The 24,191-nt window shown below is 69.9% G+C and carries 24 protein-coding genes; 10 read left to right on the top strand and 14 right to left on the bottom strand.

The features are described from left to right. The first annotated feature begins 65 nt into the window (after nt 1-65). The 3 genes from ABZ707_RS02065 (at nt 66) to ABZ707_RS02055 (ending at nt 3,399) form a co-directional block, all read left to right on the top strand. Nucleotides 66-683: a TetR/AcrR family transcriptional regulator gene (locus ABZ707_RS02065; RefSeq protein WP_360166188.1), complete on the top strand. Its 618-nt coding sequence runs from the start codon at nt 66-68 to the stop codon at nt 681-683. Nucleotides 684-965: 282 nt separating this feature from the next. Beyond that, nucleotides 966-1,991, top strand: coding sequence for an endonuclease/exonuclease/phosphatase family protein (locus ABZ707_RS02060; protein WP_360166185.1), 1,026 nt, complete (start codon nt 966-968; stop codon nt 1,989-1,991). Nucleotides 1,992-2,142: 151 nt separating this feature from the next. Beyond that, complete coding sequence (locus ABZ707_RS02055; RefSeq protein WP_360166182.1) at nt 2,143-3,399, top strand: MFS transporter; 1,257 nt, start codon at nt 2,143-2,145, stop codon at nt 3,397-3,399. Here the strand turns inward: ABZ707_RS02055 and ABZ707_RS02050 are convergent. The 5 genes from ABZ707_RS02050 to ABZ707_RS02030 all read right to left on the bottom strand — a co-directional run bounded on the left by ABZ707_RS02050 (nt 3,365) and on the right by ABZ707_RS02030 (nt 7,668). Then, nucleotides 3,365-5,125, bottom strand: a complete 1,761-nt coding sequence (locus ABZ707_RS02050) for an NAD+ synthase (protein WP_360166179.1) — start codon at nt 5,123-5,125, stop codon at nt 3,365-3,367. The two genes, ABZ707_RS02055 and ABZ707_RS02050, sit on opposite strands and share 35 nt — an antisense overlap. 200 nt (nt 5,126-5,325) lie before the next feature. Further along, on the bottom strand, nt 5,326-5,748 hold the full coding sequence (locus ABZ707_RS02045; protein WP_360166176.1) for a CBS domain-containing protein: 423 nt from the start codon (nt 5,746-5,748) through the stop codon (nt 5,326-5,328). 144 nt (nt 5,749-5,892) lie between these two features. Beyond that, the gene (locus tag ABZ707_RS02040; RefSeq protein ID WP_360166173.1) at nt 5,893-6,579 is read right to left on the bottom strand and encodes a DUF305 domain-containing protein; all 687 of its coding nucleotides are present in this window, start codon (nt 6,577-6,579) and stop codon (nt 5,893-5,895) included. A 5-nt stretch (nt 6,580-6,584) separates the two neighbouring features. Further along, a complete protein-coding gene (locus ABZ707_RS02035) occupies nt 6,585-7,232 on the bottom strand; it encodes a DUF3105 domain-containing protein (protein ID WP_360166170.1) in 648 nt (215 codons plus the stop codon). 91 nt (nt 7,233-7,323) lie between these two features. After that, nucleotides 7,324-7,668, bottom strand: a complete 345-nt coding sequence (locus tag ABZ707_RS02030; RefSeq protein ID WP_360166167.1) for a hypothetical protein — start codon at nt 7,666-7,668, stop codon at nt 7,324-7,326. 344 nt (nt 7,669-8,012) lie between these two features. Between ABZ707_RS02030 and ABZ707_RS02025 the strand changes: the two genes are divergently transcribed. From ABZ707_RS02025 to ABZ707_RS02015, 3 genes are all read left to right on the top strand, one after another. Then, nucleotides 8,013-8,573: a MarR family transcriptional regulator gene (locus tag ABZ707_RS02025; protein WP_360166164.1), complete on the top strand. Its 561-nt coding sequence runs from the start codon at nt 8,013-8,015 to the stop codon at nt 8,571-8,573. 318 nt (nt 8,574-8,891) lie between these two features. Beyond that, nucleotides 8,892-10,253, top strand: a complete 1,362-nt coding sequence (locus ABZ707_RS02020; protein WP_319678576.1) for a glutamine synthetase family protein — start codon at nt 8,892-8,894, stop codon at nt 10,251-10,253. A gap of 256 nt (nt 10,254-10,509) precedes the next feature. Next, entirely contained in the window at nt 10,510-11,703 is a 1,194-nt protein-coding gene (locus tag ABZ707_RS02015) for an esterase-like activity of phytase family protein (protein WP_360166160.1), read from the top strand. A gap of 177 nt (nt 11,704-11,880) precedes the next feature. On the opposite strand, the gene ABZ707_RS02010 is transcribed toward ABZ707_RS02015, so the two are convergent. The 3 genes from ABZ707_RS02010 to ABZ707_RS02000 all read right to left on the bottom strand — a co-directional run bounded on the left by ABZ707_RS02010 (nt 11,881) and on the right by ABZ707_RS02000 (nt 14,172). Then, on the bottom strand, nt 11,881-12,090 hold the full coding sequence (locus tag ABZ707_RS02010; RefSeq protein WP_360166157.1) for a DUF397 domain-containing protein: 210 nt from the start codon (nt 12,088-12,090) through the stop codon (nt 11,881-11,883). A 423-nt stretch (nt 12,091-12,513) separates the two neighbouring features. Next, nucleotides 12,514-13,404 (bottom strand): GNAT family N-acetyltransferase, encoded by an 891-nt coding sequence (locus ABZ707_RS02005; RefSeq protein WP_360166154.1) that lies wholly within the window; start codon nt 13,402-13,404, stop codon nt 12,514-12,516. Nucleotides 13,405-13,692: 288 nt separating this feature from the next. Further along, complete coding sequence (locus tag ABZ707_RS02000) at nt 13,693-14,172, bottom strand: ArsI/CadI family heavy metal resistance metalloenzyme (RefSeq protein ID WP_360166151.1); 480 nt, start codon at nt 14,170-14,172, stop codon at nt 13,693-13,695. 80 nt (nt 14,173-14,252) lie between these two features. On the opposite strand from ABZ707_RS02000, the gene ABZ707_RS01995 reads away from it, so the two are divergent. Genes ABZ707_RS01995 through ABZ707_RS01985 form a run of 3 tightly spaced genes read left to right on the top strand, consistent with a single transcriptional unit; the run spans nt 14,253 to nt 16,181 of the window. Next, entirely contained in the window at nt 14,253-14,654 is a 402-nt protein-coding gene (locus tag ABZ707_RS01995) for a metalloregulator ArsR/SmtB family transcription factor (protein WP_360166148.1), read from the top strand. Then, entirely contained in the window at nt 14,651-15,772 is a 1,122-nt protein-coding gene (gene arsB, locus ABZ707_RS01990) for an ACR3 family arsenite efflux transporter (RefSeq protein WP_360166145.1), read from the top strand. Before ABZ707_RS01995 ends, arsB begins: the two co-directional genes overlap by 4 nt. Further along, nucleotides 15,765-16,181 carry an arsenate reductase ArsC gene (locus ABZ707_RS01985; RefSeq protein ID WP_360166142.1) on the top strand — a complete coding sequence of 139 codons (417 nt, stop codon included), beginning with the start codon at nt 15,765-15,767 and terminating at the stop codon, nt 16,179-16,181. Before arsB ends, ABZ707_RS01985 begins: the two co-directional genes overlap by 8 nt. Before the next feature lie 78 nt (nt 16,182-16,259). Here the strand turns inward: ABZ707_RS01985 and ABZ707_RS01980 are convergent, their stop codons facing one another. Continuing rightward, complete coding sequence (locus ABZ707_RS01980) at nt 16,260-17,057, bottom strand: SDR family oxidoreductase (RefSeq protein ID WP_360166139.1); 798 nt, start codon at nt 17,055-17,057, stop codon at nt 16,260-16,262. A 198-nt stretch (nt 17,058-17,255) separates the two neighbouring features. After that, nucleotides 17,256-18,275, bottom strand: a complete 1,020-nt coding sequence (locus ABZ707_RS01975; RefSeq protein ID WP_360166136.1) for an aldo/keto reductase — start codon at nt 18,273-18,275, stop codon at nt 17,256-17,258. 168 nt (nt 18,276-18,443) lie between these two features. Between ABZ707_RS01975 and ABZ707_RS01970 the strand changes: the two genes are divergently transcribed. Continuing rightward, entirely contained in the window at nt 18,444-19,049 is a 606-nt protein-coding gene (locus tag ABZ707_RS01970) for a TetR/AcrR family transcriptional regulator (RefSeq protein ID WP_360166133.1), read from the top strand. A gap of 207 nt (nt 19,050-19,256) precedes the next feature. On the opposite strand, the gene ABZ707_RS01965 is transcribed toward ABZ707_RS01970, so the two are convergent. The 4 genes from ABZ707_RS01965 to ABZ707_RS01950 all read right to left on the bottom strand — a co-directional run bounded on the left by ABZ707_RS01965 (nt 19,257) and on the right by ABZ707_RS01950 (nt 23,877). Beyond that, on the bottom strand, nt 19,257-19,691 hold the full coding sequence (locus tag ABZ707_RS01965; RefSeq protein WP_360166130.1) for an SRPBCC family protein: 435 nt from the start codon (nt 19,689-19,691) through the stop codon (nt 19,257-19,259). Beyond that, nucleotides 19,688-20,035, bottom strand: a complete 348-nt coding sequence (locus tag ABZ707_RS01960) for a metalloregulator ArsR/SmtB family transcription factor (protein WP_360166127.1) — start codon at nt 20,033-20,035, stop codon at nt 19,688-19,690. The genes ABZ707_RS01965 and ABZ707_RS01960 overlap by 4 nt, the downstream gene beginning before the upstream one ends. A gap of 108 nt (nt 20,036-20,143) precedes the next feature. Further along, entirely contained in the window at nt 20,144-20,755 is a 612-nt protein-coding gene (locus ABZ707_RS01955; RefSeq protein WP_360166124.1) for a TetR/AcrR family transcriptional regulator, read from the bottom strand. Nucleotides 20,756-21,033: 278 nt separating this feature from the next. After that, entirely contained in the window at nt 21,034-23,877 is a 2,844-nt protein-coding gene (locus ABZ707_RS01950) for a M4 family metallopeptidase (RefSeq protein WP_360166121.1), read from the bottom strand. Between the last annotated feature and the right edge of the window lie 314 nt (nt 23,878-24,191).

Here is a 24,191-nt window from a genome sequence, read left to right as displayed (position 1 = left end):
GGGTGCGGCCGAACGGGCGCGGCGGACGGCGGCGCACGGCAGCGGACGGCAGCGAGGGGTGAGGCGTGACACACGTGCGGGAGCATGATCACGAAAAGGAGCACCGGCGCGGCAGGCCACGCAGTGAGGCGGCCGAGCGGGCGATCCTGGCCGCCGTCGTGACCCTGCTGGAGGACGGTGTGCCGCTGGGCGCCCTGTCCATAGAGCGCATCGCCCGCACCGCGGGCGTCGGCAAGGCCACCATCTACCGCCGCTGGCAGGACAAGGAAGAGCTGTTCGTCGATGTCCTGCGGGAGATCGAGCCGCCCGAGCCGGAGCTGCCCGGCACCTCCGCCCTGGACGATCTGACCGTCATCCTGGAATCCCTGCGCAGGCGCGGGCTCGCCCAGCGCTCGTCCGTCCTGCTGCACAACGTCTTCGCGGAGATGAAGAGCCGGCCCAAGCTGTGGGGCGAGTACCACCGGATGGTCATAGAGCCCCGGCGCGTGGCCACGCTGGCCGCCATCCGCCGGGGCATCGCGACCGGCGAGCTCCGTGACGACCTGGGCGTGGACCTGATGAGCGACATGATCGTCGGTCCGATGCTCGTCCGCACCCTGCACCGGCCGGACGCGCCCCTGGACGACGATCTGGCCGGGCGCATCATCGACGCGGTGCTCCAGGGTCTGACACCGCGGAAGTGAGCCGTCCGGGGCCCTCCGGCGCACGCGCGGGCGCGAAACGCCCGGAGCCGGCTCCGGGCGGGCGGCGAAACGCCCGGCCGGTGCGGCCGATCGTGCCGGAACCGGACGCGTCCACGGGCGTACGCGTTGTGTCACAGCCGCCGGTCGTTCATCCTTGATCGGAACCCGGGGCCCCGTCGCTCTCGTCTGTGGCAGTACGGCCGTCTCCCGACGGCGGAGAAGCGCCCGTATATCCCCTAGGGTCGGTGGCGGGCGTGCACGGCAAGGCAGTGAGGGCAACAGATGACGCAGGAGTACACGGCGCAGTCGGTGACGGCCGGCGGAGAAGTCAACCGCTCCGGATCCCGCGTCAGAGCCCTGTTCGGCCGCTGGCGGCGTGATCCGGGGATCTGGCGGCGCGGTGTCGTCCTGGCGGTCCTCGCGGTGCTGGTCGCGCTGCTGATGATCCTGCACGCCCATATCCCCAACAAGATCGGCAATCTGGGCAGCCTCACCGAGACCTTCCTGCCGTGGCTCGGGCTGTTCGTCCCGCTGCTCCTGGTCCTGGCGCTGGTGCGGCGCTCCGCCACCGCGCTGATCGCCCTGCTGCTGCCGGCCGTGGTCTGGGTCAATCTCTTCGGCGGGCTGCTCACCGACAAGTCGGGCGGCGGCGGCGATCTCATGGTCGCCACGCACAATGTCAACGCCGAGAACCCGGACCCGGAGGGCACCGCGAGCGCCATCGCGGACTCGGGAGCGGATGTCGTGGCGCTGGAGGAGCTGAAGGCCAGCGCCGTACCGGTGTACGAGAAGGCGCTGGCCGGGAAGTACCCGTACCACTCCGTCCAGGGCACGGTCGGCCTGTGGAGCAAGTACCCGATGACCGCCGCGCGGTCCGTCGACATCCGGCTGGGCTGGGTGCGCGCGATGCGCGCCACGGTGAGCACGCCGCACGGCCGGATCGCCGTGTACGTGGCGCATCTGCCGTCCGTACGGGTCAAACTGCACGCCGGATTCACCGCCAACCAGCGTGACGACAGCGCGGACGCGCTCGGTGAGGCCATCGCCGACGAACCGCTCGACGAGGTGATCCTGCTCGGTGACCTCAACGGCACGATGAACGACCGCTCGCTCAAGGCCGTCACGTCCCAGATGCGCTCGACGCAGGGCGCGGCCGGACACGGCTACGGCTTCAGCTGGCCCGCGTCGTTCCCGCTGGCCCGGATCGACCAGATCATGGTGCGGGGCGTCGAGCCCACCTCCTCGTGGAGCCTTCCGGCGACGCACAGCGACCATCTGCCGCTCGCGGCCCGGGTCGAGCTGCGCTGAGTCCGTCCTGAGCCGGGCCGTCCCGCGGCGGGGTTTTCCGGGCGTCCGCCGGGTCCCGGAAGGTCGCCGCAATCCGGTGTTCATCTGCCGGAACAAACGGCCTGAGAGACTTTGTTCCGTGGGTGTACTTACTACGGAGAGGTCTGTTCCCATGCCCCTGGCCCTGCTGGCCCTAGCTGTGAGTGCCTTTGGCATCGGGACCACCGAATTCGTGATGATGGGCCTGCTGCCCAATGTCGCCGACGATCTGGGCACATCCGTCCCCACGGCCGGCTATCTCGTCTCGGCCTACGCGATCGGCGTCGTCATCGGCGCCCCGCTGCTGACCGCCGTCGGCTCCCGCATCCCGCGCAGGCGCATGCTTCTGCTGCTGATGGGTTTCTTCGTCGTCGGCAATCTGGCCTCCGCGCTCGCGCCCGGCTTCGGCTGGCTGCTCGCGGGCCGGCTGCTGGCCGGGCTGCCGCACGGCGCGTTCTTCGGCGTGGGCGCGGTCGTCGCCGCCAGGCTGGTGAGCGAGGGCCGGCAGGCACGGGCCGTCGCGACCATGTTCCTCGGGCTGACCGTCGCGAACATCGTCGGCGTCCCGGCCGCCACGCTGCTCGGCCAGCATCTCGGCTGGCGGGCCACCTTCCTGGTCGTCACGGTCATCGGTCTGGTCTCGATGCTGGCGCTCGCCCGGCTCGTCCCGTACATGCCCCTCGACGCGCGCCAGAGCGTGGGCCGCGAGCTGAGCGCCCTGGGCAACCGGCAGGTGCTGCTGGGCCTCGCGACGGCGGTCTTCGGCTTCGGCGGGGTCTTCGCCGTGTACTCCTATCTCGCCTCGATGACCACCGAGGTCATGGGCTTCGGCGAGTCCTCGGTGACGCTGGTCCTCGCGCTCTTCGGCATCGGTATGACACTGGGCGCGCTGGCGGCCGGACCGCTCACGGACCGCGCGTTGCGGCCCACCCTGTACGGCTCGCTCGGCACCCTCGCCGTGGTGCTGGTCGCCTTCCGATTCACCGCGCAGGTCCAGTGGGCGGCGCTGGTGACGGTGGTGGTCCTCGGCGCGGTCGGCTTCATGACGACCACTCCGCTCCAGATGCTGGTCATGCGGAAGGCCAAGGACGCCCCGACGCTCGCCTCCGCCTCCAACCACTCGGCCTTCAACCTCGCCAACGCGGGCGGCGCCTGGCTCGGCGGCGCGGCCATCGCGGCGGGCTGGGGCTGGATGTCGCCGACCCTGGTCGGCGCGGTGCTGGCGGTCGTCGGGCTGGCCATCGCGGTGACCGCCGGACTGCTGGACCGGGGCGGCGCGGACGGGCGGGAGACGACGGCGGGGGCCTCCCGCGTGGTCGCGGAAGGCCCCCGGCCGGATCGGGAGAGCGGCGGGCTCACCTCGTTGTCGACTCCCGCCAGTGGTTCGTGATCGGCAGTCGCCGGTCCTTGCCGAAGCCCTTCGCCGAGATCTTGGTGCCCGGCGGGTACTGGCGCCGCTTGTACTCCGCCGTGTCCACCATCCGCAGTGTCTTCGTGACCAACTCGTCGTCGAAGCCCGCTTCGACGATGGCGTCCTTGCCCTGGTCGCGGTCGACGTACAGCTCCAGGATCCGGTCCAGTACGTCGTAGTCCGGCAGCGAGTCCGTGTCGACCTGGCCGGGGCGCAGCTCGGCGCTCGGCGGCTTCGCGATGGAGTTCTCCGGGATCGGCGGGGTCTGGCCGCGCTCCTCGGCGGCGCGGTTGCGCCACCGGGCGAGCCGGAAGACCGCCGTCTTGTAGACGTCCTTGATCGGGCCGTAGGCGCCGACGGAGTCTCCGTACAGCGTCGAATACCCCACCGCCAGCTCGGACTTGTTGCCCGGCGCGAGCACGATCTGGCCCTCCTGGTTGGAGAGCGCCATCAGCGTCGTGCCGCGCAGCCGTGACTGGAGGTTCTCCTCCGCGAGCCCGGTGAGCCCCAGCGACTCCATGTACGCGTCGAACATCGGCTCGATCGGCACCGTACGGAAGTTGAGCCCGGTACGGCGGGCCAGCTCGGCGGCGTCGCCCCGGGAATGGTCCGAGGAGTACTTGGACGGCATGGACACGCCGTACACGTTCTGCGCACCGAGCGCGTCACAGGCGATCGCGGCGACGAGCGCCGAGTCGATACCGCCGGACAGCCCGATCAGGACGGACCGGAAGCCGTTCTTCGCGGCGTACGCGCGCAGGCCCACGACCAGCGCGGAGTAGATCTCCTCGTCGTCGTCGAGCCGGTCCGCGTAGCCACCGGTCAGCTCGGGCTCGTAGGCCGGGACGGGATCCTCGGAGAGGACGACCCGGTCGATCCGGAGCCCGTCGTCCACCACGCCGGACGGCGGCTCGGGGGAGGCCGCCGGCAGGTCGAGATCCAGGACGACACAGCCCTCGGCGAACTGCGGCGCACGGGCGACGACTTCGCCGTCCTTGTCGACGACGATCGAGTCACCGTCGAAGACCAGCTCGTCCTGGCCGCCGATCATCGCGAGATACGCGGTGGTGCAGCCGGCCTCTTGGGCGCGCTTGCGCACCAGCTCAAGGCGGGTGTCGTCCTTCTCCTTCTCGTACGGCGAGGCGTTGATGGAGATCAGCAGCCCGGCCCCGGCGGAGCGGGCGGCCGGCACCCGGCCGCCGTCCTGCCACAGGTCCTCACAGATCGCGAGCGCGATGTCGACCCCATGGACCCGGATCACCGGCATGGTGTCGCCCGGCACGAAGTACCGGAACTCGTCGAAGACGCCGTAGTTGGGCAGATGGTGCTTGGCGAAGTTCAGCACGACGGCGCCGCGGTGCAGCACGGCCGCGGCGTTGCGCGGGGCACCGGCCGGCTGGCCGTACCGGGGCTGGGCCGTCTCGGAGCGGTCGAGGTAGCCGACGACCACGGGGATCTCGCCGTAGCCCTCCTCGTCCAGCCGCGCCGCGAGCGCGCTCACGGCGGCCCGGGACGCCTCGACGAAGGACGACCGCAGGGCCAGGTCCTCGACGGGGTAGCCGGTCAGCACCATCTCGGGGAACGCGATGACATGCGCCCCCTGCTCGGCGGCGTGCCGGGTCCAGTGCACGATCGCCTCGGCGTTCGCGGCGAGATCGCCGACGGTCGAGTCGATCTGATTCAGAGCGAGACGTAGTTGAGGCACGCGCCCCAGTGTAATCGTCTCTCTGACGCGATCTTCCGGTCCCGCGATGTGGTCCGCCCCACTCGCGCCGTACACCACAGGGGCCGTTGCCCGGCGCCCGCGGGAGCGGCAAGGAGCCGTCACCGCCGTACGGAACGGCCGGGGGGCCGGGCACGGTCCCCGGGCCGTCCCCGGCGAGGACAGCGGCGCGGACGCGCGGGTCAGTCCTCGTTCGAGTAGACCCGTTCCGCCCACCCGGCGATCTGGATCTCGGTGAGATGGCGGGCGAGATCGGCCTCGCTGATGATCCCCACGAGGCGCTTGTCCTCGATCACCGGCAGCCGGCGGATCTGATGGCTCTGCATCTCCATCAGGACCTCGTCCACGTCCGCGTCCGAGTCGATCCAGCGCGGGGTGCCCTGCGCCATCTCGCCCGCGGTGATCTTCGACGGGTCGTGGCCCTTGGCCACACAGCCGACGACGATGTCGCGGTCCGTGAGGATGCCGGTCAGCCGTTCGTCCGCGTCCGCTATCGGCAGCGCGCCCACATCCAGCTCACGCATGAGCTGAGCGGCGCGGTCGAGGGTCTCGTGCGCGGGGATCCACTGGGCCCCCGGATGCATCATGTCTTTGGCGGTGGTCATGGGTCCCTACCTCCAGAGTGGCGTCACCCCCGAGCCACATCCATCATCGTAGGGCCGTTCGGGTGACGCGACTCCTGACACCCGAACGGGTGAGCGATCCGAGGTGGAGGCCGCCCGTTCTCCCGAACCGGCGGCCTCACCCGGTCAGCTCTCGCGCGGCTTCGCGCCCCGCTCCTTCAGCAGATCGGCCATCAGACCGAGCTCCGACTGCTGCGCCGCGACCATGCCCTCGGCCAGCTTCCGCTCCGTACCGACCGCGCACATCCGGGCACAGCCCTGCGCCATCGAGACGCCGCCCTTGTGGTGGTCGGTCATCAACTGGAGGTAGAGGATCTCGGCCTGCTTGCCACGGGCCCGGCGGAGCTGCTCCAGCTCCGTCTTGGTGGCCATGCCCGGCATCAGCGAGCCGTCGTGGGGCCGGTGCCCGGCCTGACCATGATCCATCCCGGCGTCGTCCGGCCCCATGTCCATGTCCATCGGCATCCGCATCCAGGCCATCGGCTCCTGGTCCGCCTGGACCTTCGGCAGCCCCCACATGTCCAGCCAGCCCAGCAGCATGCCGCGCTGATTGGCCTGCGTGTTGGCGATGTCGTACGCCAGCCGGCGCACATCCTCGTCGTCCGTGCTGTCCCGCACGATGAAGGACATCTCCACCGCCTGCTGGTGGTGGACCGCCATGTCCCGGGCGAAGCCCGCCTCCACGGAGTCCGCCGCCGGGGTGCGGGGCGCCGCCGGGCCGTCGTCACGCCCGGCGCCCACCACCGTCGCCGTACCGGCGAAGAGCAGCGCCAGTACGACGGCGGTGATCGCGGCCCACTGGGTACGCGTCACGGCGGTCACTGCGCGCCCATTCCACCCGTGCAGGCCGCGCCCGGCTCAGGGGTGCCGGGGCCCTGGACGTGCTTCGTGAGGAACTGGTCCACTCGCGGGTCCGAGGCGCTGTCCACCGAGACCTGCTTGCCCCACGCGCTCAGCATGATCGCGCCGGACTGGTCCTTCACCGGGCTCATCAGCGAATACGGGGTCTTCTCGACCTTCGAGCCGAGGGTCTTCACATCGGCGTCGCTGGCCTTGTCGTTGTACGTGACCCAGACCGCGCCGTGCTCCAGCGAGTGAACCGCGTTCACCTCGGGGATCGCGTCCTTGTAGACGTCACCGTCGCAGTTCATCCAGACCTGGTTGTGGTCGCCGCCCACCGGCGGCTTCATCGGGTACTTGACCGCCTCGGTGACATGGTTGCGGCTGAGCTTCTTGGCGTCCCAGGACTTCTCGTCCTTTATGGGCGCCTTCGCCGCCGCCTGCTCCTGCTCCTTCTTGTCGGACTCCTTGTTGAGGACGAAGGCGCCGAAGCTGACGAGGGCCGCGACCACCACGGCGCTGATGGTGATCGTGATGATGCGGTTGCGCCGCTCGCGGGCCTGCTCGGCGCGGCGCATCTGCTCTATTCGGGCCTTGCGCTCGGCCGACTGGGACTTGGAAGCCATGGTGTGTGTCCTTCTGCGATAACTGCGGAACGCGGATGACCGCGTCACGGAAAACAGGAGATTCGGGAACCCGGTGCGGGTGCGGGCCCGGCTACGTCCGCAGTACTTGAAGGACGTGGAGGTCCGGCGCGCGGATGAGCACGCCGGAGCGGGGCACCTGGCCGGTGCGGTACGGCGGTTCGAGGTGCGGGAGCGGGACATCGGTGGCCGCCGGAGCAGCGGGCGGCGGTACGGTCAGCACGGCCGGGCCGAGATGCGGGAAGAGACCGCAGTCGCCGTTGTCGTACGGGCAACTGAACTCTGCCTCCGCCTGCGCGGGAGCGACCGAGACGAGGCGGGAACCGTCCTGGTGGTGGCCCTCTCCGGTACCGGTGTCGGGGCCCAGACAGACAAAGAGCGCGGCGAACAGCGTCGCCACGGCACTCACCAGTGCCATGGGACACATGATGCCTGTGCGGCGCGGTCTCCCCATGAGCGCAGATCGTAGTGGGCGCACCCCCGCCGGCAGCAGGGAGGAGCCGCCTCCCCGGCCGGATCCGGCCCCCGGGCCGCCCGCAATACGCCACGAACCGGGCGCTGGTGCGATCCGAACCGGACACCGGCGCGGGCCGGTCCCGGCCCCGCCCTGGTAGGGATCCGTCGGCGCGCGTCCCGGGACCGAACACCGGCCGGGCACACACCGGGCACCGGCGGGGAATACGCCGGGCACCGGCCGGGCACACCGGCACACATCGGGTACGGACGGGGTACGGACCGGTCGCCGGCACGGTACAAAGAGGCATGGCCGATCATCCGGACCCGCCACCGACCCACGCTCCGGCGCCCGCACAGGGCGGCACGGACGATGTCGACGCGGTGACCCATGCCCTGCTGACCGCGGCCCGGCTGCTGGTCACGGTCTCCGCCCGCTCGCTCGCGGCGGCGGCGGACCGGGTCACCCTGCCGCAGTTCCGGCTGCTGGCGGTGCTCGCCCGCCACGGCGACGCCAAGCTGGTGGAGGTCGCCGAGCGGCTGGGCGTCAACCCCTCGACCGCCATGCGCATGCTCGACCGGCTGATCGTCGCGGGCCTCGCGACCCGGCAGAGCAACCCGGACAACCGCCGCGAGACGATGCTGAGACTGACACCGGACGGCCGGAGGATGGTCGAGGACGTCTCGGCAGCACGCCACCGGGAGATCTCGGCGATCGTCGAGCGGCTGGACCCCGTCCAGCGGGCGGCCCTGGTCGGAGGGCTGACCGCGTTCACCGAGGCGGGCGGCGCGCCGGCCGTCCCGGACGACGACGCGGAACCGTACCCGCTGGGCTGGTCGGACACCCACGTCCGCCGCTACGACGGCTGACGCGAGCGGCGAGGACGACCGGCCGGGAGCGGCCGGCAGGACGGCCGACACGCCGGCCGATCGCCGACGGGAGCGGCCGATATACGGACGGAAGCCTTCCGCGCGCGTGGCTCAGGACCAAGGATCGCGGTCACCTGTTACACGGGCACCGTACGGACAGGCACTATGGGCAGGGACTCGTACACGCGCGCGACGCGAAGCGTTGGACGAGGGTTCGCAACGCGCCGGAAATCGTGTGGTGGGATGCTCGTGTGCCCAGGGTGCCCCGCGGCATGGGAGCAGGTGGCCTGACCAGCAAGGATGGGTAGGACAGCAGATATGGACAAGCAGCAGGAATTCGTGCTCCGTACGCTTGAGGAGCGCGACATCCGCTTCGTGCGCCTCTGGTTCACCGACGTGCTTGGCTTCCTGAAGTCGGTCGCCGTGGCGCCCGCCGAGCTGGAGCAGGCCTTCGACGAGGGCATGGGCTTCGACGGCTCCGCGATCGAGGGATTCGCGCGGGTCTACGAATCCGACATGATCGCCAAGCCTGATCCGGGTACCTTCCAGATCCTGCCCTGGCGCGCCGAGGCTCCCGGTACGGCCCGGATGTTCTGCGACATCCTGATGCCCGACGGTTCGCCGTCCTTCGCGGACCCGCGCTATGTGCTCAAGCGGATGCTCGCCAAGACCTCGGACCTGGGCTTCACCTTCTACACCCATCCCGAGATCGAGTTCTTCCTCCTGAAGGACAAGCCGGTCGACGGCACCCGTCCCACCCCCGCCGACAGCTCCGGCTACTTCGACCACACGCCGCAGAACGTGGGCATGGACTTCCGCCGCCAGGCGATCACCATGCTGGAATCCATGGGAATCTCCGTGGAGTTCAGCCACCACGAGGGCGCGCCGGGCCAGCAGGAGATCGATCTGCGGTACGCGGACGCGCTCTCCACCGCGGACAACATCATGACCTTCCGCCTGGTCATGAAGCAGGTGGCGCTGGAGCAGGGCGTGCAGGCCACCTTTATGCCCAAGCCGTTCTCGGAGTACCCGGGCTCGGGCATGCACACCCACCTCTCGCTCTTCGAGGGCGACCGCAACGCCTTCTACGAGTCGGGCGCGGAATACCAACTCTCCAAGGTCGGCCGCTCCTTCATCGCCGGTCTGCTCAAGCACGCCGCTGAGATCTCGGCCGTCACCAACCAGTGGGTCAACTCCTACAAGCGGATCTGGGGCGGCTCCAGCCGCACCGCCGGCTCGGGCGGCGAGGCTCCCTCGTACATCTGCTGGGGCCACAACAACCGCTCCGCGCTGATCCGCGTCCCGATGTACAAGCCCGGCAAGACCGGCTCCGCCCGTGTCGAGGTCCGCTCCATCGACTCCGGTGCCAACCCCTACCTGACGTACGCGGTGCTGCTCGCCGCGGGTCTCAAGGGCATCGAGGAGGGCTACGAACTCCCGGCGGGCGCCGACGACGACGTCTGGGCCCTCACCGACGCCGAACGCCGCGCGATGGGCATCGAGCCCCTCCCGCAGAACCTCGGCGAGGCGATCTCCCTGATGGAACGGAGCGAACTGGTCGCCGAGACGCTCGGCGAGCATGTCTTCGACTTCTTCCTGCGCAACAAGAAGCAGGAGTGGGAGGAGTACCGCTCCGAGGTCACGGCCTTCGAACTCCGCAAGAACCTGCCGGTGCTGTAGCCCCGGCTTCCGCACTCAGGTGCTGCTCCGGGCCGGCGGTCGGACACCGTCGGCCCGGAGTTGTCTGCTGTCCCTTCCTCCCGATCCTGCCGACAGGCTGCGGCGCCACCGGAGACCGGGAGCGTCGCCGAGCGTCCAGCCGGACCGGCGGACGTGAGCCCGGCCGAGGGGGAGAGGGAGAGGGGCCGTGCGCCGGTCGTACTCGGGTCGCCTCCTGTTGGGACGTCCGTCATGCGCCGCCTCTACCGTCCGCCGCATGAAGAAGCTTCTGATCACGCTGAGCGCTGCCGCGCTGACCCTTGGGCTCGCCGCTCCCGCGATGGCCGACCGGGGTCACGCGGACTTCGGTCAGGCCACGCTGACCGGATTCGCGTCGCTTCCGGCCGAGACGTTCGTGCCCGGCAGCGCGCCGTCCGGTTCCGCTCTTGGAACCGCACCGAACAACGGGATCACGGCACCGTTCGCCGGTCAGCCCGTGCAGGGCTTCAGCGGGATCCTCAACAGGCACGACGGCACCTTCGACGTGCTGTCCGACAACGGCTACGGCAACAAGGCCAACAGCGCCGACTTCCTGCTCCGCGTCCACCACATCAAGCCGGACGCGCGGAGCGGAAAGGTCAAGGTGCTGGGCGGTTTCAACCTGAGCGACCCGCACCGCCGCGTGCCGTTCGCGCTCACACGGGCCGACCGGGTGCTGACGGGCGCCGACTTCGACGTCGAGTCCATCGTGCGGGCCTCCGACGGCACGTACTGGATGGGCGAGGAGTTCGGCCCGTTCCTGCTGCACTTCTCGTCGAAGGGACAGCTCCTCCAGGCCCCGATCCCGCTCAAGGGCGTGCGGGCGCCGGAGAATCCGTATCTGAACGGCGACAAGCCCAACCTGGCGAGCAGCAAGGGCTTCGAGGGCATGGCCCGCTCGGTCGACGGTCGTCACCTCTACCCGCTGCTTGAGGGCACGGTGGACGGGGACGAGCCCGGCGACCTGCGCCTGAACGACTTCGACCTCCGCAAGGGGCGTTACACGGGCAAGCACTGGGTCTACCGCCTCGACTCGCCCTCGAACGCCATCGGCGATGCCATCGCCGTGGACAGCCACCGCTTCCTGATCATCGAGCGTGACGGCGGTGAGGGCGATGCCGCCGCGTTCAAGCGCATCTACCTGGCCGACAACCGCGACCGCGACCACGACGGTGTCATGGACAAGACGCTGGTGGTCGATCTGCTGAACGTGGCGAACCCGAAGGGGCTCGGCGGCTTCGGGAAGACCTTCCGCTTCCCGTTCACCACCATCGAGGACGTTGTCCTGCTTGACGACCGGACGCTGGCCGTCATGAACGACAACAACTTCCCGTTCTCCAACGGCCGTACGCCGGGCAAGCCGGACAACAACGAGTTCATCACCGTGCGGCTCGCGCACCGCCTGGACGCCGACAAGCGCGCGTTCAACTGATACGCGATCCCCGGTCATTGGCGGCCACCGTGCGGTCCTGGCGAGGCGAGAGGATCGCCCCAGGACCGCGCGGTGGCCGCGTGTCATTACACGGGCGGTAGCCGACTCCCGGCCGGGGGCCGGGAGTCGGGAGTCGGCCCACTGGACGGTGTCGCGTGGTGCTGTGGTTCCGGCGGGTCAGTGAGCGGTGGTGTACGCGACAAAGCGCGTCCACGCGTTGGCAGGGAAGGTGAGCGGACTGAGGTCTGTCTTCTTTGAATCCCGTACGTGGATGGCTTCGGGAGTGGCGGCCATCTCGACACAATCGGAGCCGTGTTCGTTGCCGCTGTAGCTGCTCTTGGTCCACTCCAGCTCGGGACGGACCCAGGCAGCGGACTCGATCGTCATGCTTCTCCCAGCAATTTCTCGATGAAGGTCAAGGAATCCTGGGGCGTCATGGCTTGGGCCCGGATGATTCCGTACTGCAATCGAACGCGGTGCTGCACGGGCGTGTGTCGGGCAGGGACTTCCGGTTGGCACTCGCGCTTTCGGCCAACGAGACCCTGCGTATCGAGGTAACCGACGCCCGTGGGGATATGGCACCGCGCACTGACCAGCGGGCTGGTCTGGATGCCGAGTCGGGACGCGGGTTGGTACTTGTCGAGGCGTTGGCCGATCGATGGGGAGTCGCCCTCCGTCCGGCGCCCAACAAGACGGTCTGGGCCGAGATTGATCTCGGCTGTTGAGCCCGACCCACCGGGTCGAGGCTTCCGCGACCCGCGCTCCAGGCACCGGCCCGGTCCGGCCTCAGAAGCTCCACGAAGCCGAGGGTCACTCCTCCGGCCGCGCCTCCATGAATGTGGCGGTACGGCGGAAGCCCAGCCGGGCGTAGATCCGCGCCACCGTCTCGTCCGTCGCGCACAGGAACACCGTCTCCACGCCGAGGCCGCGTGCCTCGGTGGCCAGGGCCGCGGTGACCGCGAGCGCCAGGCCCCGGCGCCGGGCGGCCGGGAGTGTGGCGATGGCGCACAGCTCGGTGACGCCTCCGACGGCCCTCGGGAACAGTCCCGAGCTGAGCGCGAGTCCGTCCTCGATCGCCGCGACGACCGTTGTCCGGCCCGCGCGGATACGGTCCGCCGTCCTGGTGATCTCGGCGGCGTATGCGGGGATCGCCTCGGCCAGCGCACCGGCGCCCGTCTCACCGATGTGCGTGCCCAGTTCGGCGAAGGCCAGCCATGGGGTGGTGACGGCGCTCGGGAGGCAGGGATCGTCCGGTGTCAGCCTACGGACCGTCACCCCGGCCGGTACGGTACGAGCCGCCGCGACCGGCACCGGCGCGTCCTCGGGAAGCACCAGCAGCGGGCGCGCGTCGACCCGGAGACCGGCCTCCTCGGCGGCCTTCCGCAGGCCGGGCGCGGTCTGCGCGACCCATTCGAAGGTCTCTGGGAGGGACAGCTCGCGCTGGCGGGCGCGTACCCGCCGGACATCGGCGGCGGTGACCGGGCTGCCCGGACGGCCACGGGCCGGCCGGGCATGGAGCGGCGGGCCCGAGCCGTCCCGGACGAAGAGGGTCAGCGGTCCGAAGTCCTCGGCCCGCGCGTCCGGCCGGTGGAGGGCGTCCTGATAGCGGTCGATGCGGTCCAGCAGGGCGTTGTCGTGGGGGAGTTCGCGCCCCTCGCCGCTGTTCGTATCGCTGTCGTTCGCGCGGTTCGCAGTGGTCACGCGGGCAGACAATCACCTTGTGCCCGGCGGAACCACTGAGTTACGGGACCACTGGGTTTGTGCAACAACTCTGGAGTTCGCCGCCTGGTTGGTCGTTGTTGCGACCGTTCCACTGGTGCTGGCCAAGGCAACCGAGCCCGCCGCAACCGAGCCCGCCGCAAAGGCCGCCGGCCCGCAAGGACGCCTGCAAGAACCGGGCTTACCTGTACCGTCTCGCCGCTGCGGGACGGACAGTACGGCCGAAGGAGCCCGAAGACAACGGCGGGTGAGGGGTGTGGACGAAGCCGGTCAGCTTCCGCAGCCGCAGGCTGCTGCCGCCGGCGCAGGCTCGCCCGATTCCGCCGGAGCGCTGGTGGAGCAGGCGTCGCCGCCGTCGAGCGCGGGGCTCTTGCCCATCTGGTCGGCGTCGGCCTTGACGACGTAGACCTCCCAGGGTTCGCGGCCGGGGCCGTGGACCCACACCTTGTCCTGAAGGGCGTAGCAGCAGGCGGTGTCGTTCTCCTCGAACGTCGCGAGCCCTGCCCCCTTGAGTCGGTCGGTGGCGGCATTGACCGTCTCTGTGGAGTCGACTTCGACGCCGAGGTGGTCCAGACGGGTGTCCTGACCGGGCTCGCCCTCGATGAGGACGAGCTTGAGTGGCGGCTCGGTGACCGCGAAGTTGACGTAGCCGGGGCGCCGCTTGGCGGGCTCGACGCCGAACAGCTTGGAGTAGAAGGTCACCGAGGCTTCGAGGTCGGCGACATGGAGCGCGAGCTGAACACGGGACATGACGGTTCTCCCCATCACGTTGCATTGACGTCTGTCGATGCAAGCTTGTGTCGTGGATCGAAGAATGTCAACATAGAAGCATGTCGAAACAAGAGCGTGTGGTGCTCGGCCAAGACGGTGTCGGCGGGTGCTGTCCCACGTTGCTGACTGCCCCACTGGACGAGGACCAGGCCGTCGATCTGGCGAAGGTGTTCAAGGCGCTGGGCGATCCGGTGCGGCTGCGACTGCTGTCGATGATCGCTTCCCGGGCGGGCGGGGAGGTTTGCGTCTGCGACCTCACCCCGGCCTTCGAGCTGTCGCAGCCGACCATCTCCCACCACCTGAAGCTGCTGAAGCAGGCCGGACTCATCGACTCCGAGCGGCGCGGAACGTGGGTGTACTACCGCTTGCTTCCGCAGATGACCGATCGTCTCGCCGCCATTCTCACCCGCCCCGCCGGACAACCACTGGCCGGGACCACACCTGTCGGAGCCACCTCGTGAGCCCGGAAGCCGCCACCGCGGTGGCCTCGGCGCCGGTTGCCGGGCGGCTGTCGTTCCTGGACCGCTTCCTCGCCGTGTGGATTCTGATCGCGATGGCCGCCGGCCTCGGGCTGGGCCGTCTCGTGCCGTCGCTCGGGGACGCGCTGGCGAAGGTGACCGTCACCGGCGTCTCGCTGCCGATCGCGCTCGGCCTGCTCGTGATGATGTACCCGGTCCTCGCCAAGGTCCGCTACGACCGTCTGGACACCGTCACCCGCGACCGCGGCCTGCTGATTCCGTCTCTGGTCCTCAACTGGATCGTCGGACCCGCCCTGATGTTCGCCCTTGCCTGGGTCTTTCTGCCGGACCTGCCCGAGTACCGCACCGGCCTGATCATCGTCGGTCTCGCCCGCTGCATCGCCATGGTGATCATCTGGAACGACCTCGCCTGCGGCGACCGCGAAGCCGCCGCCGTCCTCGTCGCCCTGAACTCCGTCTTCCAGGTGCTTGCCTTCGCCGGGCTCGGCTGGTTCTACCTGTCGGTGCTGCCCGGCTGGCTCGGTCTGGAACAGACCGCGCTGAACGTCTCGGTGGGGGAGATCGCCCGCTCCGTGCTGATCTTCCTCGGCATCCCGCTGCTGGCCGGGTTCCTCACCCGCCGCCTGGGCGAGAAGGCCCGGGGCCGCACCTGGTACGAGACGAAGCTGATCCCGCGCATCGGACCGTTCGCCCTGTACGGGCTGCTGTTCACCATCGTCGTGCTCTTCGCCCTCCAAGGCGACGCCATCACCTCCAAGCCCCTCGACGTCGCCCGGATCGCGCTGCCCCTGCTGGTGTACTTCGCCGTGATGTGGGCCGGGTCGATGGCCGCCGGCCGTGCGGTCGGACTGGACTACCCGAAGACGACGACGCTCGCGTTCACCGCCGCGGGCAACAACTTCGAACTCGCCATCGCGGTCGCCATCGCCACCTTCGGCGCCACCTCCGGCCAAGCCCTTGCCGGGGTCGTCGGCCCGCTCATCGAGGTACCGGTCCTGATCGGCCTGGTCCATGTCGCCCTGGCCGCCCGCCGATTCTTTCCTCAGCCCGCACCGACGGCCGACCCGCCCGTCTCCCCGGAAGGTTCCATCCGTGTCTGAGTCCAAGCCCTCCGTGCTGTTCGTGTGTGTCCACAACGCCGGCCGCTCGCAGATGGCCGCCGCCTTCCTCACCCACCTCTCCGGGGGCCGGGTCGAGGTCCGCTCCGCCGGGTCCGTGCCGGCCGACGCCGTGAACCCGGCCGCCGTCGAGGCGATGGCGGAGGTCGGCATCGACCTGTCCACCGAGACGCCGAAGGTCCTGACCGCGGAAGCGGTACGAGCGTCCGACGTGGTGATCACCATGGGCTGCGGCGACACCTGCCCCGTCTTCCCGGGGAAGATGTACCTGGACTGGAAGCTCGATGACCCAGCAGGCCAGGGCGTCGACGCCGTACGCCCCATCCGCGACGAGATCCAACGGCGCGTCCGTGACCTTCTGGGCGACCTCGATGTCCAGCCTCGTTTCTGAGCGCGTCGCGTCCCCGTTACGGGGCCAAGGGGCCAAGGGGCCACGGGAGCCCTGAGTCACGCGACCCCCGACTCCGGCTCACGCGTCGTACCAACCGCCGTCGATCCGCACAGTGGTACCCGTGATGTATTCCGACCTGGGGCCGGCCAGATAGGCGACAAGGCCGGCGAAGTCGCGCGGCCGGCCGATGCGTCCGACGTCGTTGGGTGAGAGCGCTTCGACCAGGTTGGGCTCGATCTGCTCCCAGGTGTCGCCCCAGCCGTTCTGCTTGCCCATATGCGTCAGGGACTCCCGTACCGCGGGGACGAGAATGCCGCCCGCCGCCACCGCGTTCGATGTCACTCCGGAATGCTTCAGATCACGCGCGAGAGAGATGGCCAGGTTGTTCCGGGCGGCGTTGGAGGCCGCGTAGTGCGGCTGGCTCGGCTGCGGCAGATGGCCCGTGACGCTGCTGATCTGGATCACCCGGCCCCAGCCCCGATCGCGCATTCCGGGGACGACGCGCTGAATCATCCGGACGCTGGAGACAACATTGATGTTGTAGATGTCGGCCCATTCACCGGGCGAGGTGCTGTCCCACGTCGCCGTGGGTTGGTAGACGCCGGCGTTGTTCACCAGAATGTCGAGGGGACCGGCCCCGAGCGCCTCGGCGGCGACCTTGTCGGCGCCCTCGTCCGTGCCGAGATCACCGGTCGCGACGCCTGCCTCGCCGCCTGCCTCACGGATGGACTTGGCCACCGCGGTGGTCCTCGCCTCGTCTCGTCCGTGCACAACGACGGCGGCGCCCTCGGCCGCCAGCAGTCTGGCGATTTCTTCACCGAGACCGCTGCTCGATCCCGTGACCAGGGCCCTCTTGCCCGCGAGCTGTAGATCCATCTGCTTCTTCCTTCCCTCGGGGCACCACGCGCCGCGGTGCTCCACGGCATGGGCCCGAAGGGGGTTCCCGCAGGTGGGATGCCTTCTGTTCGGCGGGGCCGTGCCTCGCGTCCACAGTGCACCGGAAAAAATAGACCGGCAAGTCCAGAAAGTGTGGCCCCGCTCCATCCCCGTGGTTCCGGCGGCCGGCCGACGCGCTCAGCGGCGCCGCAGTGACGGGTCCAGCAGCGCGGGCGGAGTGTCGTGCTTCTCGTGTGCGGCGAGGTCGGTGCCGGGGGCGACGATCGCGTCGATCGCGTCCAGTACATCGGCCGACAGCACGGTGTCGGCGGCGGCGAGTTGCGAGCGCAGGTGGTCCGGCGTGCGCGGCCCGATGATCGCGCCGGTCACGGCGGGATGCGCGGTCACAAATCCGAGCGCGAGCTGGATCATCGTCAGGCCGGCCTCGTCGGCGACTCCGGCCAGCCGCTCGACGGCGTCGAGCCTGGCCCGGTTGGCGGGGACGGCGGTGTCGAAGCGCTCCGGCATAAAGGTGGAACGGCTGGTGGTGATCTCCCGGCCCGCGCGGATCGCGCCCGACAGCCAGCCCGAGGCCAGCGGGCTCCAGGCCAGCACGCCCAGCCCGTACTCCTCGGCTACCGGCAGTACATGGGTCTCGATACCGCGCTGCAGGATCGAATAGCTGGGCTGCTCGGTGACATAACGGCTCAGGTGATGTTCGCGGGCGGCCCACTGTGCCTGCACAAGGCGGTACGCGGGGAAGGTCGAGGAGCCGAAGTAGCGGATTTTTCCAGCGCGTTGAAGATCGGTCAGCGCCGACAGCGTCTCCTCGTCGCTGGTGCTCGGGTCCCACCGGTGGATCTGGTAGAGATCGATGTGGTCGACACCGAGACGGCGCAGGCTGTTGTCCAGCGCGGTGACCAGCCAGCGGCGCGAACTGCCCCGGTGGTTGCGCTCCTCGCCCATCGGCATGGTCGCCTTTGTGGCGAGCACAATGTCGTCGCGGCGGCCGGCGATGGCTTTGCCGACCATCTCTTCCGACTCGCCGTCGCCGTACATGTCGGCGGTGTCGATGACATTGATCCCGCCCTCAAGAGCGGCGTCGACGATGGCGGTGGCCTCTTCCTGGGTGGTGCGCCCGATCCTGCCGAAGTTCATCGCGCCGAGCGCGAGAGAGCTGACCTGGGCACCGGTGCGGCCCAAGGTGCGGTACTGCATGAGTGTGTTCCTCCATCGCGGATGAAGCATGGTGGCGTCGCGTGACGACAGTGCGAGGCTTGGTTGCCGGGCCCGTGCTCTGACATCATGAGCAAACGGAACGTTGTTCCGTTAAAGATACGGAACGTTGTTCCGTTTGGCTAGGCCGGCAGTGGAAGGAGTGGCGCGATGAACGACAGCGACGACAGCGACGAGGGCGCGGGGCAGCCGGCCCGGTCCAAGCGTGCGGACGCCCGGCGCAACAAGGAGACGCTGCTCGACGCGGCCGCCGCGGTCTTCGTCACATCGGGCGTGGAGGCGCCGGTACGCGACATCGCGGCCAAGGCCGGCGTGGGGATGGGCACGATCTACCGCCACTTCCCGACGCGGGCGGATCTCATCATCGCCGTCTACCGGCACCAGGTGGAGGCGTGCGCGGAGGCCGGGCCGGACCTGCTGGCGGCCGGCGCGACTCCACACGCGGCACTCGGGCGATGGATCAGCCTCTTCGTCGATTTCCTGGTCACCAAGCACGGACTCGCCGCCGTGATGCAGTCCGACAACGCGGGCTTCGACACACTGCACACCTACTTCCTCGACCGCCTTGTGCCCGTGTGCGCCCAGTTGCTCGATGCCGCGGTCGCCGCCGGTGAAATCCGCTCCGGCACGGACGCCTACGAACTCATGCGGGGCGTGGGGAACCTCTGCATCGGCGGGGACAACGATCCCCGTTATGACCCGCGCCGCATGGTCGAGCTGCTGGTCGCGGGGCTGCTCCAGCCGCGCTCGGCGTGAGCAGCGGTGCTCATGGCGGCCGGCGAGATGCTCGGGCGTCGAGATGCCGGCCGATGCAGGCCGATGCCGGCCGTCGAGATTACCGGCCGTCGAGCGTGAGGGCCGGGCCTCCTGGCGATGCGGAAGGTGTCGGAGTCTCACTCGCCGAACGCCGGGAGGCCCTGCTGTCGCGGCCGGCCGAGTCTTTGTCGCTCCTGGCCGACCGCCTCAGGACGCCAGTTCTTTGCCCAGCTTGGCCAGCCAGTCGCTGGTGCCCTGCTCCCGCCAGTCCGGCAGCTCCCTGTCTTCGAGGAAGGTGCTCTGTTCGGTGAGGATCAGGCGTGTGCCCTCACCGTCGGCGCTGAACTCGACCGTGGTCGTCGATACGGTGGCCAGCTCGTCGTCGCCGGTCAGAGTCGAGGAGTAGACGATCCGCTCGTCCGGGACGATGTCGTGGTAGACGGAGGTGAACGCCATCTCCTTGCCGTCCGGTGCCCGGCCGCGGGTCACCTCCTGCCCGCCGGGTCGGAAATCGAGCCGGTGGGTGTGCCCGGTCGCGAACCAGCGGCCCTTCGTGTCCGGATCCGACCAGGCGGCGAACACGCGCGGCGGCGCCGCGGCATAGGTGCGTTCCAGAGTGAACGTTGTGTGTGTGACGGTCATGGTGTGCTCCCTTCGGGCGGGTCGGACTCGGCGAGGAGGTCGCCGAGCCGGTCGAGCCTGCTCTCCCATGTGGTGCGCTGTCGCCCGAGCCAGGCTTCGCCGGCCCGCAGGGCCTCGGGTTCGATGCGGCAGGTGCGGACCCGGCCGACCTTCTCCGACCGGATGATCCCGGCGGTCTCCAGCACCTGGAGATGCTGGACGACGGCGGCGAGCGACATCGTCAGCGGCGCGGCCAGTTCACTCACCGAGGCCGGCCCGCGGACGAGTCGCTCGACCAGCGCGCGCCGGGTCGGATCGCCCAGCGCTCGGAACGCCAGATCCAGCCACTCTTCATGGTCAAGCATGTACTTAAGTATGCTGCGCCACCACACATAGTCAAGTGACCGCTTAAGTGTTTTGGGTGCGATCTGCTATGCGGGCCGCGGTGAGCCCTCCGCCGACCGGCGCGGCGGTCAGTCCGCCTGGGGCCGGCCGGTCGCCCGAAGCTGCTTGAGGCCCCAGTCGAGGGCGGCCTTGAGATGGGTGGGCTCTCCGGTGGAAAGCATGATCGACACCCCGCCCTGGATGCCGGCGAGCAGCGCGGCGGCGGCCTCGTCGACATCGAGCGACGCGGGCAGATGACCCTGGCGCCGCAACGACCGGATCCCGGTGGCGAGATACTCCTGCCACTCCCGCATGAGCTGGATGACGATCGCACGGGCCCCGGGCGTGGAGCGTCCGACGTGCGAGAAGAGCGAGCCCAGCGGGCATGTTTCGCCCTGTGCCGTGTACCTCTCGACGACGACGTCACGCCACCGGTACCAGGCGTCCCAGGAGTCGAGCGCCCCCAGGTGCGGCTGCTGGTCGTCCAGCACCCGGTCCGCCTCGTACCGCGCGGCGGCGAGCAGCAGGTCCTCCCTGCCGCCGGGGAAGTAGTGGAAGAGCTGGCCCTTGCTCGTACCGGTCCGCAGGCAGATGTCGTCCAGCGTCGCCGTGGCGACGCCTCTCTCCCGCAGCACCTCGGCGGCGCCGGCGACGATACGCGCCCGGGTGGCCTCACCCTTCGCTGTCAGAGCCCGCCGCAATGACCCCACCTCGCCTCCGGAAGGGCCGTCGATGCCGGAAGCCCCCGCCGATTCAGCCTACTCGGGGCGCCGCGCCCGACGCCGCCGCCAAGCCTGTCCGCACGGACGGCTCCCGGACCGGGCCCGCGCCGCTGAACTCCGTACAGCCCGGCCGTTCCCGGCACCGGGCCGAGCCCGGCGGGCCGAGACGCGACGGGGCGAGCCGCCCTCCGCCACAGGGGAGATGGCGGAGGACGGCTCGGTCAGGGGTGTCGGTCGTGTGTGCCGGTCCTGTGGTGTCAGCCGCAGCGGCCGGCCGGCCGGGCGCGGGTCACCAGGTCGGTGTCACTGGTGGTGCCGTCGATCCACACCACCCGCCTCCCGGTGTCCGAGGCGGCGAACATCTGCAGGCCGCGGTTGCAGGAGACCCGGCCCAGCGGCTCGCCGTCGAGGCCGTACTGCTGGAGCTTCGGCGAGGTCTCGTTGCGGTAAGCCGTGTCGGGCAGAAGGGTGGTGAGCGTGAGGGTGTCGTCCGAAGCGGTCATGTCCATCGCCCAGACCGCGTCCGCGGCGGACTCCGGAAGGACGTCCACGACGTTCTTGCCCAACAGGTCGGCCCTGCGGACCGCCGTGTGATTGTCGTCGTAGGCGGTCTCGTCAATGATCCAGTAGACGGACTTCGGAGTGAGGACGGGCTGGCCGATGCTGTACGGGGCGCCGGCCTCGCCGACCCGGGTCACCTTGCCGGTCTTCACATCGAGCAGCTCGACACCGATGGTGGTCCGTCCGCTGTCGTCCGCGTAGGACCGGGCGTAGGCGAGCTTGCCGTTCTTGAGCGTGGGCAGCCGGGAGTCGGTGATCCAGTGGGAGTCCGGGTCCGCGTCGACGGCCTTCGGGAGCTTGTCGCCGTCCCGGAGGTAGTTCACATGCCAGATGCCGTAGTCGTCGAGCAGTTCGAACGCCACCGTGTCACCGGAGACGCGGAGATTCTGGATGTCGTAGTAGTAGGAGGTGAAGAGTGTCTTCGGGACGCCACCGCTGATCGGGCGCGACATGATGCTGACGCCCATCGGTCCGTAGGCGGCCCAGACGACCCGCTTGCCGTCCGTGACCGGATAGACGTTGTAGTACCCGTTGTTGTCACTGATCTGCTGGGGCGCGCCCTTGCCGTCGGTGCGGCCGGCGAAGACCGTGTACGGCGCGGAGCCGTCGTCGTTCGACTTGGACGTGGTCCACCAGCCGGCGTCGGCGTCGGCGCCCGTGCCGCTGATGTTCAGCTTGCCGAGCAGCGTGTCGGTGTCCATGCCGAGCGCCTTCTCCCAGCCCGGCACGATGCCATGGGCGTCGAAGGACTTCTTCACGGTCTTGAGCTGCGCGCTCTTGACGTCGAGGTCCTTGGCGGCCGCGATGACGGCGGCGCGCCCCTCGGTGAAGCCGTCCAGCGGCGTCATGTACGAGGTGAGCGCACGGTAGACGATCGTGTCGGCGAGCTTGCCGCCCAGGTCCTCACGGATGTCCCAGAGAGCGCCGCCGAAGATGGTGGAGTTCAGGTGCACGGCGCCGCTGTCGATCTGGAACGACAGACCGAGGAAGTTCTTGGACGTGGTGGCGCCGTCGTTGAGGTCGCGCAGCGCGCAGTCGCGCGGCGAGGCGGTACGGCACAGGTCCTCACCGAGCAGACCGGCGTCCGGGTCCGACATCGGCACGCCCGAGGCGGTGACGTCGATGGCGTTGCCGAAGTAGTCGGCCAGCGCCTCGTTCATCGCGCCCGACTGGCCGGCGTAGACCAGCGCGGCGGAGTTCTCGACGACACCGTGCGTCATCTCGTGACCGACGACGTCCGTGTCGGCCGCCATGGGCCGGTACTGCGCGTCGCCGCTGCCGTACACCATCTTCTGGCCGTCCCAGAAGGCGTTCACGAACGGGCTGCCGTACTCCGTCACGCCGACCAGGGAGTCGATGGGCCCGCCCCGGCCGTCCAGGCTGTCCCGGCCGTGCTGCCGGCGGTAGTAGTCGTACACCTGGCCCGCGGCCCAGTGCGCGTCGACCGAGCCGGCCTCCGTCGCGTCCGCCCCGAAGGCGGGCGTGGGCGACGAGAAGAGCGAGATGCCCTCGGGCCAGACACCGGACGCCTCGGTGACATCGACGTTTGACGCGTCCCAGGTCGAGATGGCCGCCTTGGAGGTGGCGCTCATCCGGCTGTAGTCCGTCATCACATAGCGGCCGGTCGAGGCGTCCTGCCGCAGGCCCAGCGCCACCTCCCGGCCGTTGACTATCCTGCCGGAGCCGGTGACATCGCCCGGCGCGGCGGCGCCGCTCCCGGCCGCCGCGCTCCTGGTGGCCCGGCCGGCCTTCTCGGCCGGGACGACACCCTGCGCGGCGAAGGTGCGAAGGCCGCTGTACTGGAGGACGGGGAAGCCCGACGTGGCGTCGACGTACACCTCCTGCATCAGGGGCTCGCCGGTCGTCGGGTTGGTCCCGGTGACCCGCACATGGCGGGTGAGCACACCGGCGCCGCGCGCGAGGACGACCAGGCCCCTGTCCACGCCCTGGAGGGTGCTCGCGGCCTTCGCCGCGCCGGTCCTGCGGACCGCGGTGCCCTTGGTCAGCGTGGCCGAGGAGCCGCGCTTGACGGCCTCGACGGCGCGGCTGACGGCGGTCTTCGCGGAGACGCCGGGCGTCGTGCCGACCGTGAGGTCCGTGAAGTACTTGCCGGACGTACCGGTGACCGTGCGCCTGCCGTTCTTCCGCTCCATACGGACGACGTACTGGCCGCCGAGGACCTCGACACCGCGGTGGCGCTGCTGGAAGCGGACGGTCTCCTGACCACCGCTCTCCTCGGCCACCTCGGCGGTGCTCAGATCCTGTTCCGGGCGCGGGATGGCGTACCGGTCCCGGCGGTTCACAAGATGTTCACGGGCGGCGTCGTCGGCGTCGGCGGACGCCTCGGCGGGCTCCGCGATCCCCTCGACGAGCGCGGGGGTCCGGGTGTCCGTGCCCGGTACGACCTCGATGGCGGGCGGCTGTTCGGGGCCGGCCGCCTGGGCGGGCAGCGCCGGAACGGCCATGGCGGCGGCGCCGGCGAGCGCGATCGCGACGGAGACGCGTCTCTGTCTGGACATCCGGGTGTCGAGTCGTGGCACAGGGGCCTCCTACAAGCCGAAGTGGCTTCGGCTCACGGTGAGTTGACCAGGGGAAGTGGCGCGTCATTGCGCTGCGGCTCGGGCTCACCCTCGCCGCCGCGCGGGGCTCCGGGCAAGGCCCGGAGGAGGGTGGGTCCGCGCACCTGCGCAGATGAGAAGCGCCCGGCGGGCCGCGCTCGGGCGGTGCGGCACCAGCCGCTCCGAAGGGGCGGGCGGGCGCCTCCCGGACACAGCGTCGATCGGCTGTAACAGGCCGCGGTTACGCTTCCCCGACGCTGGAGATCACTGTCGACGGCTGTCGGTTTACGTACCAT

It is taken from the genome of Streptomyces sp. NPDC006923, from assembly GCF_040635655.1.
Taxonomy (GTDB): Bacteria; Actinomycetota; Actinomycetes; order Streptomycetales; family Streptomycetaceae; genus Streptomyces.
The sequence above is the reverse complement of the archived record's forward strand: the minus strand, read 5'-3'. Positions and strand labels throughout refer to the sequence as shown.